This window comes from Microbacterium phycohabitans (assembly GCF_032464935.1).
Taxonomy (GTDB): domain Bacteria; phylum Actinomycetota; class Actinomycetes; order Actinomycetales; family Microbacteriaceae; genus Microbacterium; species Microbacterium phycohabitans.
Window position 1 is genome coordinate 529,869 of the sequence record NZ_JAWDIT010000003.1, and the last position, 12,018, is coordinate 541,886.

10 protein-coding genes and 1 tRNA gene are annotated in these 12,018 nt (G+C 70.6%); 5 read left to right on the forward strand and 6 right to left on the reverse strand.

Annotated elements, in window-relative coordinates; translation table 11 throughout:
- Positions 1-27 precede the first annotated feature (27 nt).
- The 4 genes from smpB to prfB form a co-directional block, all read right to left on the reverse strand.
- A complete protein-coding gene (smpB, locus tag RWH44_RS11165; RefSeq protein ID WP_074696877.1) occupies positions 28-504 on the reverse strand; it encodes an SsrA-binding protein SmpB in 477 nt (158 codons plus the stop codon).
- A 74-nt stretch (positions 505-578) separates the two neighbouring features.
- Positions 579-1,496 carry a permease-like cell division protein FtsX gene (gene ftsX, locus RWH44_RS11170; RefSeq protein ID WP_298872122.1) on the reverse strand — a complete coding sequence of 306 codons (918 nt, stop codon included), beginning with the start codon at positions 1,494-1,496 and terminating at the stop codon, positions 579-581.
- A complete protein-coding gene (gene ftsE, locus RWH44_RS11175) occupies positions 1,493-2,515 on the reverse strand; it encodes a cell division ATP-binding protein FtsE (protein WP_316004618.1) in 1,023 nt (340 codons plus the stop codon). The genes ftsX and ftsE overlap by 4 nt, the downstream gene beginning before the upstream one ends.
- Positions 2,516-2,639: 124 nt before the next feature.
- Entirely contained in the window at positions 2,640-3,752 is a 1,113-nt protein-coding gene (gene prfB, locus RWH44_RS11180) for a peptide chain release factor 2 (protein WP_316004619.1), read from the reverse strand.
- A 71-nt stretch (positions 3,753-3,823) separates the two neighbouring features.
- Here prfB and RWH44_RS11185 point away from each other — a divergent pair, with 71 nt between their 5' ends.
- Both RWH44_RS11185 and RWH44_RS11190 read left to right on the forward strand, forming a co-directional pair.
- Positions 3,824-5,056, forward strand: a complete 1,233-nt coding sequence (locus RWH44_RS11185) for an MFS transporter (protein WP_316004649.1) — start codon at positions 3,824-3,826, stop codon at positions 5,054-5,056.
- 107 nt (positions 5,057-5,163) lie between these two features.
- Positions 5,164-5,799 (forward strand): DUF1275 family protein, encoded by a 636-nt coding sequence (locus RWH44_RS11190; RefSeq protein WP_316004620.1) that lies wholly within the window; start codon positions 5,164-5,166, stop codon positions 5,797-5,799.
- Between the two features lie 219 nt (positions 5,800-6,018).
- Here RWH44_RS11190 and RWH44_RS11195 read toward each other — a convergent pair whose 3' ends face one another.
- A complete protein-coding gene (locus RWH44_RS11195) occupies positions 6,019-7,044 on the reverse strand; it encodes an NADPH:quinone reductase (RefSeq protein WP_316004621.1) in 1,026 nt (341 codons plus the stop codon).
- A 149-nt stretch (positions 7,045-7,193) separates the two neighbouring features.
- Between RWH44_RS11195 and RWH44_RS11200 the strand changes: the two genes are divergently transcribed.
- Both RWH44_RS11200 and RWH44_RS11205 read left to right on the forward strand, forming a co-directional pair.
- A tRNA-Leu gene (locus tag RWH44_RS11200) sits at positions 7,194-7,275 on the forward strand.
- Positions 7,276-7,323: 48 nt separating this feature from the next.
- Positions 7,324-8,073, forward strand: a complete 750-nt coding sequence (locus RWH44_RS11205; protein WP_298872110.1) for a DedA family protein — start codon at positions 7,324-7,326, stop codon at positions 8,071-8,073.
- Between the two features lie 171 nt (positions 8,074-8,244).
- Here the strand turns inward: RWH44_RS11205 and ku are convergent, their stop codons facing one another.
- Positions 8,245-9,096: a non-homologous end joining protein Ku gene (gene ku / locus RWH44_RS11210; RefSeq protein ID WP_316004622.1), complete on the reverse strand. Its 852-nt coding sequence runs from the start codon at positions 9,094-9,096 to the stop codon at positions 8,245-8,247.
- A 341-nt stretch (positions 9,097-9,437) separates the two neighbouring features.
- Between ku and RWH44_RS11215 the strand changes: the two genes are divergently transcribed.
- On the forward strand, positions 9,438-11,939 hold the full coding sequence (locus tag RWH44_RS11215) for an ATP-dependent DNA ligase (RefSeq protein ID WP_316004623.1): 2,502 nt from the start codon (positions 9,438-9,440) through the stop codon (positions 11,937-11,939).
- The last annotated feature ends 79 nt before the right edge of the window (positions 11,940-12,018 follow it).

The window sequence follows — 12,018 nt, forward strand, 5'->3', positions numbered from 1 at the left end:
AGCCCCGCCCGCCTCAGCGGGTCCGTCTCACTCGCCGAGGCGGTTCTTCGTGCGCATGGCGCGCTCGGCCTCGCGCTTGTCTTCGCGCTCGCGGATCGTCTGACGCTTCTCGAACTCGCGCTTGCCCTTCGCGACCGCGATCTCGACCTTCGCGCGTCCGTCGAGGAAGTACAGCCGCAGCGGCACAAGGGTGTACCCCCCGGCGGAGACCGCGTGCGAGAGCTTGATGATCTCCTCCTTGTGCAGCAGCAGCTTGCGCGTGCGCTTGGCGGAGTGGTTCGTCCAATGCCCCTGCGAGTACTCGGGGATGTGCACGGCGTCGAGGAACGCCTGACCGCCGTCGATGTACGCGTAGCCGTCGGTGAGGTTCGCGCGCCCCTGGCGCAGTGACTTCACTTCGGTGCCGGTCAGCACGAGACCGGCTTCGTACGTCTTCTCGATGGCGTAGTCGTGGCGCGCCTTCTTGTTCGACGCGATGAGCTTCTCACCCTGCTCACGAGGCATGGTGCCACCTCCTCATGATCATGGGCACACGGAGCCCCTCAGCTTACCGGATCACCGCCGCTGCGGCACCGCGCTCAGGCGCGCAGCCAGCGACGGATCGCGAAGCTCGCGCTGAGCGCGGCGAGGATCACGCCGATCACGACGATGACGGGGATGACGAAAGCGACGTCGCCGACCCCCACCCACGAGGTGATGAACCCGATGCGGTCGCGCAGGTACTGGTTGACGCCCACGCCCACGATCGCCCAAACCGCCACGCTCGCCAGAGCCGACCCGATCAACGCCGCGAGCACGCCCTCGACGATGAACGGCGTCTGGATGAAGCGGTTCGACGCCCCCACGAGGCGCATGATGCCGAGCTCGCGACGTCGGGCGAAGGCCGAGAGGCGGATCGTGGTCGCGATCAGCAGGACGGCGGCGATCAGCATGAGCCCCGCGATGCCGACCGCGACGTAGGTCGCCACCGTCAACGCCTGGAACAGCGGCTCGAGGTACTGCATCTGATTCGTGACCTCTTCGACGCCCGCCTGGCCGCTGAAGGCCTCGATGATGACGTCCGACTGGTTCTGGTCGACGAGGTTGATGCTGAAGGTCGCGTTGAACTGGTCCGCCGTGACGACGCCGATGATGTCGTCGGGCAGCAGGCCCTTGGCGTTCTCGAACACCTGCTCGCTGGTGGCATAGGTGTAGTCGCGGATCAGGGGGGCCAGGGCATCGCCGTCGAGCTTCGCCGTCACCGCGTCGATCTGCTCCTGCGTCGCCGCCTGACCGGTGGTGCACGTGTCGACGTCCGACACCGTGGCGCACATGGAGACCGCGACCTGAGCCCGATCGGCCCAGTACGACTGCATCTTGCCGATCTGCATCTGCATGAGCATCGCGGCGCCGACGAAGGTGAGCGACACGAAGGTCACGAGGATGACCGAGATCACCATCGACGCATTGCGGCGAAGACCGGTGAAGGCCTCCGAGAGGATGAGCCCGAACCTCATGACGTGGGTCCCACTTCGTCGTTGCGGTCTGTCTTCGCGCCGAGACCCAGGCGGTCGGCGACCCCGAGGGCCTCGACGTCGGGAGTCGTGACCGGGATGGAGCGTGTGTTGGTGCCGGGCTCTCGCGCAGGTTCAGCCGCGGGCGCGGTCGCTGCGGGGGCGGAAGCCGCGGCATCCTGAGCGGGGGCGGGGGCGGGCCGCGTGACGGCCGACGGCAGCGGCTCCACCGGACCGGTCACGCTCGTCACCTCGCGCTGCACCTCCAGCACCGCGGTGAGGGCGGCCACCGCGGCGGCGCCCTTCTCGACCTCGGGCGCGAGCCGGGGCAGGCTGGCGGTGTCGCCGTAGCCGCCGTGACGCTCGTCGCGCACCATCTCTCCCCCGCGCAGTTCGATCACGCGGCGCTGCATCTGGTCGACGAAGCCGGCCTCGTGCGTGGCCATGACGACGGTCGTCCCGCCCGCGTTGATGCGCGCGAGCAGGCGCATGATGTCGATCGAGGTGCCGGGGTCGAGGTTTCCGGTCGGCTCATCGGCGAGGAGCACCTGCGGGCGGTTGACCAGCGCGCGCGCGATCGCGACGCGCTGCTGCTCCCCACCCGACAACTCATGCGGCAGACGCTTCTCTTTGCCGTCGAGGCCGACGAGCGCGAGCACCTCGGGAACGGCCTGCTGGATGAAACCGCGCGAGGCGCCCGTGACCTGCAGCGTGAACGCGACGTTCTGGTGAACGGTCTTGTTCGGCAGCAGGCGGAAGTCCTGGAAGACCGACCCGATGTGCCGGCGGAAGTAGGGGACCTTGCGGTTCGACAGCGTGCGCAGGTCGCGGCCGAGCACGACGACGCGCCCCTCGCTCGGGGTCTCCGCCCGCAGGATGAGCTGCAGGCACGACGACTTGCCCGAACCCGAGGCTCCGACGAGGAAGACGAACTCCCCGCGCTGCACCTCGAAGTCGACGGCGTTGAGGGCGGGCTTCGCGGTGCCGCGATACCTCTTGGTGACGTTCTCGAACCGGATCATGGCTCGACGAGCCTAAGCGCGGGTGCGGGGCAGCCCGTCAGGACGCGCCGTGTCGCCAAACCGAGAGAGCCCTATGGATGCCGGGTCAGCGGCATCCACAGGACTCTCGACGAACGGGGGACGATCAGTCGTCGTCGTCTTTGCGCTTGCGCCAGCGGATGCCGGCCGCGATGAGACCGTCGAGGTCGCCGTCGAAGACGACGGCGGGGTTGCCGACCTCGTAACCGGTGCGCAGGTCTTTCACGAGCTGCTGGCCGTAGAGGAAGTAGGAGCGCATCTGGTCGCCCCAGCTCGCGGTGATCGTGCCGGCGAGCTCCTTCTTCTTCGCGGCCTCTTCTTCGCGCTTGAGCAGGAGCAGACGCGTCTGCAGCACGCGCATGGCGGCGGCGCGGTTCTGGATCTGCGACTTCTCGTTCTGCATCGACACGACGAGGCCGGTCGGCAGGTGTGTGATGCGCACGGCGGAGTCGGTCGTGTTGACCGACTGCCCACCGGGGCCCGACGAACGGAACACGTCGACGCGGATGTCGCCCTCGGGCACGTCGACCTCGACGGCCTCCTCCATCACGGGGATGACCTCGACCGCGGCGAAGCTCGTCTGGCGCTTGTCGGCGCCGCCGAAGGGGCTGATGCGCGCGAGCCGGTGGGTGCCGGCCTCGACCGACAGCGTGCCGTAGGCGTAGGGCACGTCGACCTCGAAGGTCGCGGACTTGATGCCGGCGCCCTCGGCGTAGGAGGTGTCCATGACCTTCACGGGGTACTTGTGGCGCTCGGCCCAGCGCAGGTACATGCGCAGCAGCATCTCGGCGAAGTCGGTGGCGTCGTCGCCGCCCGCTCCCGAACGGATCGTCACGACCGCGGAACGCGGGTCGTACTCGCCGTCGAGGAGCGTCTGCACCTCGAGCTGGCCGATCACGTCTTTCAGCGCAGCGAGCTCGCGACGGGCCTCGTCGGCGGAGTCCTCGTCGTCCATCTCGATCGCGAGCTCCACGAGCACCTCGAGGTCGTCGAGGCGCTGCTCGATCTCCGACACGCGCTTGAGCTCGGCCTGCCGATGGCTCAGGCGGCTGGTCACCTTCTGAGCGTTCTCGACGTCGTCCCAGAGGTCGGGGGCACCGGCTTCTTCGCTGAGGCGATCGATGTCGGCTTTGAGTGCGTCGACGTCGACCACGGCCTGGATATCGGCGAAGGTCGAGCGCAGCGCCTGGATGTCGGCGGTCAAATCGAGTTCGAGCATGAGACGGCAAGCCTATCGTGGAGACGGTGACAGCCGACTCTCCCCGGAACGTGCTCGTGCGCTTCGCACCGATGATCTACGGCCCCACCCTGCTCTTCGCGCTCGGAGAGGGGGCCGTGATCCCCCTCATCCCAGTCATCGCGAACCGCCTCGGCGCCGACGTCGCCGTGGCCGCTCTCGTCGCCGCCGCCCTCGTCGTGGGCCAGCTGTGCGGCAACATCCCCGCCGGTTGGGCGGTCGCCCGCTTCGGCGAGCGCCTCACGATGGGCGTGGCCGGGATCGTCGTCCTCGCGGGGCTGACCGGGATCGTGTTCGCGCAGTCGCTGGCGTTCTTCGCCGCCGCGGTGTTCCTCATCGGCTTCTGCGCCGCGTCGTTCGCGCTCGCCCGCCACTCCTTCATGACCACGCGCGTCCCGCTGACCTTCCGTGCGCGGGCGCTGTCACTGCTGGGCGGAACGTTCCGCCTGGGGATGTTCGTCGGCCCGTTCATCTCGGCGGCCCTCCTGGCCGTCTTCGGTGACGAGACGGCATCCATCGTCTTCTTCGCCGTGTGTCAGGTCGCCACGATCCTGCTGGTGTTCTTCGGTCCCGACCCCGAGAAGGCGGTGCCCGTGGGCGCGGGGGCGCGCCGTGCCGACGGCGACTCCCGCGAGGCGGAAGACACCGGTGAACCCGTGACGGGCTCGATCCCGACCGTCGAGCGCGCCGGGGTGTTCCGCACCATGTGGCGGTTCCGGGGCGTGCTGGCGCGCCTGGGCCTGGCTGCGGCGTCGCTGTCGGCGGTGCGATCGGCGCGGCAGGTGGTGCTGCCGCTGTGGGGCGTGTCGCTCGGGCTGGACGCCGGCACGATCGCGGTGGTCGTGGGGGTGTCGGGTGCGATCGACTTCGCGCTGTTCTACGCCAGCGGCCAGGTCATGGACCGCTTCGGGCGTCTGTGGGCGGCCCTGCCCGCGATGATCCTGATGGGGGCGGGGTTCTTCGCCCTGTCGTTCACGCACGATCTGGGTTCCGCGGCCATGTGGTACGCCATGTTCGCCGCGGTGCTCGGTGTCGGCAACGGTCTGTCCAGCGGCATCCTGCTCACCCTCGGGGCCGACATCGCCCCGCCGAACGAACCCGCGGCGTTCCTCGGGTCGTGGCGCACGCTGACGGATGCCGGTGGCGCCGTCGCCCCGCTGATCGTGTCGGCGCTCACCGCGGTGGCGTCGCTGTCGGTGGGTGTCGGCGCCATGGGCGCCGTCGCGGTGCTCGGAGCGGTGGGGTTCATCCGCTGGGTGCCGCGGTACGTCCCGCGGACGCGCTGACACGAGAGCACCACCCGCGCGGGGCGTGCCGGCGGATTTGCCCGGCGGGCGGCTCCGGGACGACGATGGAGCGCCTCGATCTCCACGGCCCGGGGCGAGGAGGCACGGTGCAGCACGTCGGACGCGGAGCCCTCGCGCTGTCGGCCGGTCTCGCCGCGGTCGCGGGCTTCGTCGACGCCGTCGGCTACCTCGACACCGGCGGGCTGTTCGTGTCGTTCATGAGCGGCAATTCCACGCAGGGCGCGGTCGACGTCCCGACCTCGCTCGCCCTCGCCGCCGTGCCGCTGGGCCTCATCGCGGCGTTCGTCTCGGGTGTCGTCGTCGGCGGCGTCGTCCGCCCGCGCTCGCGTCGCGCACAGGCCGGGGTCATCGCCGGCTCGGCCCTGGCGGTAGGGCTCGTCGCGCTGCTCGCGACCGCCGGACCCTCCACGCTGTGGCGGGCGGGCCTGCTCGCGGCGGCGATGGGCGCGCTCAACACGCTCTTCCTCGCGGAGGATCGGGCGCGCGTCGCGATCACCTACTCCACCGGCACCCTGGTGAGCCTCGGCCTGGGGCTCGCCGCCCTCCTGACGGGCCGTTCGCGGACGGCCTGGCGTCGTCCCCTGCTGCTGTGGGCCGCGCTCGTCGCGGGCGCCGTGCTGGGTGCCTTCGCCCACCGCCTCGGCAGCCCCGCGGCGCTCGTGGCAGCGGCGGCGGCGATGCTGGTGGCGGCGGTCGTCGTGCGGCGCGCTCGGCGGACCTGAACACCACTGCCCGCGATCGGCGCCGGCATGCTCGCTCTCGGGCTGATCGTCGCGGTCGGAACGGTGATCGCCCGCCGCCGCCCCCAGCACTGATCGATCGACGACGAACCGCCGGGGCCCGTAAGGGTCCCGGCGGTTCGTCGTGACGGGGTCACTCCCCCTCGGCCACTCGGATGAGGACCTTGCCCGTGGGGGTCTCAGCGGTTCACCGTTGAGGGGTCACTCCCCCTCGGCCACGCGGATGAGGACCTTGCCCGTGGCGCCCTGGGCGACGGCGTCGTGGGCCGCGGCGGTGTCGGCGAGGTCGAACCACGTCAGCGGCAGACCGTGGGCCTCGCCGACCGGCAGCGCACCGTCGGCCACCGCCGCGGCGACGTCTTCGGCGGCCGCGGCGAGCGCGCGCTCCCCCACCGTGTAGAGCAGGAGTCCCTGCCAACGGACGTTCTTGGCGAAGCTGACCCGCACGGGGGCAGTGAAGGTGTCGCCGCCGTTGTCGGCGTAGTAGCCGATCGTGCCGTGGTTGGCGACGACCTCGACGTCGAGGGCCGCGTTGTCGGCGATGGCGACCTCGACGATGTGCTCGACCCCGTCGGGGGCGATCTCGCGGATGCCGTCGGCGAGCGACGCGCTCGGGTACTGCAGCACGTGGTGGGCTCCGGCCGCGCGTGCGAGCTTCTCCTTCTCGTCGCTGCTGACCGTGGCGATCACCGTCGCGCCGGCCCAGACGGCGAGCTGGATCGCCGCGTGGCCCACGGCCCCGGCGCCGCCCTGAACGAGCACGGTGCGGCCGGCGAGCGCGCCGGGTGCGAGACGCGAGGGACCGTCCTCGTGGACGGTGAGGGCGCGGTGGGCCGTCATCGCGGGCACGCCGAGGCTCGCGCCGACCTCGAACGACGCACCGTCCGCGAGGGGGACAGCCCGCTCGGCCGGGAGGATCGAGTACTCGGCCGCGGTTCCGGTCGGGCGCTGGTGGGCGGCGAGGTACACCCAGACCCGCTGGCCCGCGGAGAGGTTCTCGACGCCGGGGCCGACGGCATCCACGATCCCCGCTCCGTCTTGGTTCGGGGTGATCTCGTCGAATGGGAGGGGGCGTCCCGCGCTCTCGCGCGCCTTCCAGTCGGTGGGATTCACCCCCGAGACCGTGATGCGCACGCGCACCTCTCCGGGGCCGGGTTCGGGCAGCGGCCGCTCCACGAGCGAGAGGACGGAGGAGTCACCGGGCTGGGTATACGTGATCGCCTTCATACGGGAATGAAACCCCGTCGGCGCGCGAGCATTCCCCGGGGCGTGTCGACGCGCCGTCGGGTCGGCGGTCGTCGCGGGTGAGATCGCGCACGTTTGACGGCTCGTTCACATCGAGCGCACGCACGCTCGCGCTTAGACTGATCCCACTCGCGGGAGTGGTGAAATCGGCAGACACGCAGGATTTAGGTTCCTGTGCCTTCGGGCGTGGGGGTTCAAGTCCCCCCTTCCGCACGTTCCACGCTTCGCCAGCACCGACTCTCCGACCCGAACGGGACCGATGTGATCCACACCACCGCCGCACTGCTCCCGTGGCTCGACCCCGCGACGATCATCACGAACTCGCAGCCCTGGGCGCTGCTGGTCGTCTGCTTCATCATCTTCGCCGAGACCGGCCTGCTGATCGGCTTCCTGCTTCCGGGCGACACGCTGCTGATCATGGCGGGACTGCTCTCGCACGCCACGCCCGCCGCCCCCAACGGCGTCTTCGGGATCAACGCCTGGTGGGTGGCCCTCGCGATCGGCGTCTCCGCGTTCGTCGGCGGCGAGGTCGGCTACTACATCGGGCACAAGGCGGGGCCCTCGATCTTCGAGCGCAAGGACTCCGGCATCTTCAGCAAGAAGAACGTCGAGCGCACGAACGCGTTCTTCGAACGCTTCGGCGGGCTGACCGTCATCCTCGCCCGCTTCGTCCCGGTCGTGCGCACCTTCGCCCCCATCGCGGCGGGCGTCGGACACATGCCGTGGCGCAAGTACACCCTGTACAACTTCATCGGCGCGGTCCTCTGGGGAATCGGCCTCACGATGCTCGGCTACGCCGTGGGGTACATCCCCTTCATCCGCGACATCGTGACGGAGTACATCGACGTCATCCTGCTCGCCGCCGTCGCGGGCACCGCGCTCTTCGTCGCGATCCACTTCTTCCGCGAGCGCGCCGCCGCCAAGCGCGAGGGCGCGGTCACCCCCGCGGAGGCCCAGTCGCTCACGCTCGACCCGAAGACCCTCGAAGACGGAGACCAGCCGACCCGCTGATCCCCCGGGCGCCCAGACGTCTCCGAGCCGCAGCACCAACGGTCTCTGAGCATCAGTCCCTCCGGTCCCTGAGCATCAGCCCCGCAGGTCCCTGAGCCCCCGCCCCACAGGTCCCTGAGCCTGTCGAAGGGACCGGGCCCCTCCGCGCGCGGCCGGATCCCGCGCCAGAGGTCACGACGCCTTCGACGTCTTCTTCTTGGCCGGGGCCTTCTTCGCGGGCTCGGCCTTCTCGCCTCGCGCCGCTCGCGAGCGCTCGACGCTCGCCCGCAGGGCCTCCATCAGGTCGATGACCTCGCCGCCGTCGTCGTCCTCGGCCTTCCCGAAGGTGACATCCGTGTCGAGGGCGTCACCCTGCTCGAGTTTGGCGTCGATGAGGGTGCGCAGCTCCTGCTGGTACTCGTCGGTGAACTCCTCGGGATCGAAGTCCTTCGAGAAGCTGTCGACGAGGGATGCCGACATCTCCAACTCCTTCGCCGAGATGCGCACGCTCTCCTCGAGTGCCGGGAACGCGGCTTCGCGCACCTCGTCGGCCCACAGCAGCGTCTGCAGCACGAGCACGTCGCCGCGGACGCGCAGGGCGGCGAGGCGCGTCTTCTGGCGGAGGGAGAACCGGACGATCGCCGTGCGATCGGTCTGCTCGAGCGTCTTGCGCAGCAGCACATAGGCCTTGGGCGACGACGAGTCGGGCTCGAGGTAGTAGGCCTTGTCGAGCGTGAGCAGGTCCACTTGCTCGCTGGGCACGAACTCGACGACCTCGATCTCGCGGCTGCGTTCGCTGGGCAGTGAGGCCAGGTCGGCCTTCGTGAGCACCACCGTCTGCTCGCCGTCGTCGTAGGCCCGGTCGATGTCCTGGTAGGGCACGACCTCGCCGTCGATCTCGCAGATGCGCTGATAGCGGATGCGCCCGCCGTCCACGTTGTGCACCTGGTGCAGCGAGACGTCGTGGTCCTCGGTCGCGGAGTACACCTTCACGGGCACGTTGACGAGGCCGAAGGTCAGGGCGCCCTTCCAGATCGATCGCATGTGCCCAGTGAACACCCGAAGGGGGGTGGATGCCGAGACCCTTGCGCCGGCGAGGGGGTCCCGGTCCCTTCGACAGGCTCAGGAACCTTACGTGCGCAGGTGGCTGAGCTCGTCGAAGCCACCGGGCGCAAAAGGTCCCGGTCCCTTCGGCAGGCTCAGGGACCTCACGTGCGCAGGTGGCTGAGCCTGTCGAAGCCACCGGCGCGCAAGGGGTCCCGGTCCCTTCGACGGGCTCAGGGACCTCACGTGCGCAGGTGGCTGAGCTCGTCGAAGCCACCGGGGCCGACGCCGGACCGCAACCCCTCCGGCATCCCCCACCTCCTCCGCCCTACGCTGGGGCGATGACGGAGCAGACGGTGCGCATCGGCGGTCGCCGGCTGCGACTGTCGAACCTCGACAAGGTGCTGTACCCCGAGACGGGCACCACCAAGGGCGAGGTGATCGACTATTACTCCCGCATCGCCCCGCGACTGCTCCCCCACCTCGCCGATCGGCCCGTCACCCGCAAGCGCTGGCCGGACGGGGTGGGCACCGAAGCCGATCCGGGCACGCCGTTCTTCGCCAAGGCCCTCGAGCCCGGAGCGCCGACGTGGGTGCGGCGCCTGCCGATCGACCATTCCTCGGGTGCCAAGGACTACCCCCTCGTCGACGACCTGCCCACCCTCGTGCACCTCGCCCAGGTCGCGAGCCTCGAACTGCACGTGCCGCAGTGGCGCTTCACGCGCGAAGGCGAACGGCAGAACCCCGACCGCCTGGTGCTCGATCTCGACCCCGGTCCGGGCGTGGGCCTCGCGGAGTGCGCCGAGGTCGCCCGGTGGGCGCGGGAGATCCTGCGCGACATCGGGCTCGATCCGCTGCCGGTCACCAGCGGCAGCAAGGGCATCCACCTCTACGCGCGCCTCGACGCCCGGCAGTCGAGCGAGGCGGTCAGCGCCGTGGCGAAAGAACTCGCCCGCGCGATCGAGGCGGACCACCCCGACCTCGTGGTCAGCCAGATGGCGAAAGCCGCCCGGCCCGGCAAGGTGTTCATCGACTGGAGCCAGAACAACGGCTCCAAGACGACGATCGCGCCCTACTCGCTGCGCGGGCGCCCGCAGCCCACCGTGGCGGCTCCCCGTACCTGGGCCGAGCTCGACGATCCCCATCTCCGGCATCTGCTCTTCAGCGAGGTGCTCGACCGGGAGGGTGATCCGCTCGCGCCTGTCGAACGGGATCAGGAGCCCCTTCGGGCGTACCTCTCCAAGCGTGCGGCCGGGCGCACCCCCGAGCCGATCCCCGAGGCGCCCGGCGGTGCGCCAGCCCCCGACGGTGCACCCCGGTTCGTCATCCAGGAGCACCACGCCTCGCGCCTGCACTGGGACCTGCGTCTCGAACGCGACGGCGTGCTCGTCAGTTGGGCGGTGCCGAAGGGAGTGCCGCCGACGACGGCGAAGAACAGCCTCGCGGTGATGACCGAGGACCACCCGCTCGCCTACCTCGACTTCGCGGGAGAGATCCCCCGCGGGGAGTACGGCGCCGGCACGATGACCGTGTGGGACACCGGCACCTACGAGCTCGAGAAGTGGCGCGACGACGAGGTGATCGCCACGCTCACGGGCCGCTCCGATGGACCGCTCGGCCGCGTGCGCCTCGCGTTGATCCGCACGGAAGGACGCGGCGAGAAGTCGCAGTGGCTGCTGCACCGGATGAAGACGGATGCCGAGGGGCGCGCACAGGGCGAGGGCAACCCCGTGGTGGCTCGCGATCACTCCGCCCGAGTCGACCCGAGCGCGTCGCACGCCGACAAACACGACACGGCGACGGGCGCCGGAGGCGGGACCGCGGCGGGGGCGCGACGTCCCGCGGAGGGTCCGACCGGACCGCCGACCGTGGCGGATCTGCGCCCGATGCTCGCCACCTCCGCCACGCCCGGGATCGCCCGGGCCGCCGCGGCCCGCTGGGGCGGCACCCCGTGGGTAGAGATGAAGTGGGACGGCATCCGGGGTGTCGGGATCTGGGACGGGACACGCCTGCGGCTGCGCTCGCGCAACGGCAACGACCTCACCGCCGCGTATCCCGAGCTGACCGGCGTCGATCTGGGACTCGGGGCGGACCCCGCCGTCTTCGACGGGGAGATCGTCGCCCTGGACGCGAACGGGCGGCCCAGCTTCCCGCTCCTGCAGAAGCGCATGAACCTCCTACAGCCGCGCGAGATCGAGCGCGAGGCGAAGCGCACCCCCGTTCAGCTGTACCTGTTCGACGTGCTCTCGGCGGCTGGGCGGGAGGTGGCATCCCTGCCGCTGTCGGAGAGGCGCCGGGTGCTGGAGGACCTCGCGGGCGGAGCCGACGCGCCGGTGATGGTGCCGCCGGTCTTCGACGACGTGGATGCCGCGGTGTCGACGAGCAGCCGCTTCGGCCTCGAGGGGGTCGTGGTCAAAGACCCGGGGTCGACGTACCACCGAGGGGTGCGATCGGAGCAGTGGCTCAAGGTGAAGCACTCGCGGACGCAGGAGGTCGTGATCGGCGGCATCCGACCGGGGAAGGGCAACCGCGCGGGCGCGATCGGATCGCTGTTGGTGGGCGTCCCCGGGGCCGACGGGCTCCAGTACGCGGGGCGCGTCGGATCGGGGTTCGGGGAGAAGACGCTCGCTCGATTGAGCGCGCTGCTCGAGCCGCTCCGCACCGACGCGGATCCCTTCGTCGGCGTCCCCGCCGCGGATGCGAGCGACGCCCTGTGGGTGCGACCGGAGCTGGTGGGAGAAGTGGAGTTCGCGGAGTTCACGCCCGGCGGCATCCTGCGCCAGGCGCGCTGGCGGGGCCTGCGGCCCGACAAGAGCCCCGGTGAGGTCGTGCGGGAGGAGTGAGGGGTCCGGTCCCTTCGACGAGCTCAGGGACCTCGGTTGCGAGCTCAGGGACCTCGGTTGCGAGGTCAGGGACCTCGGT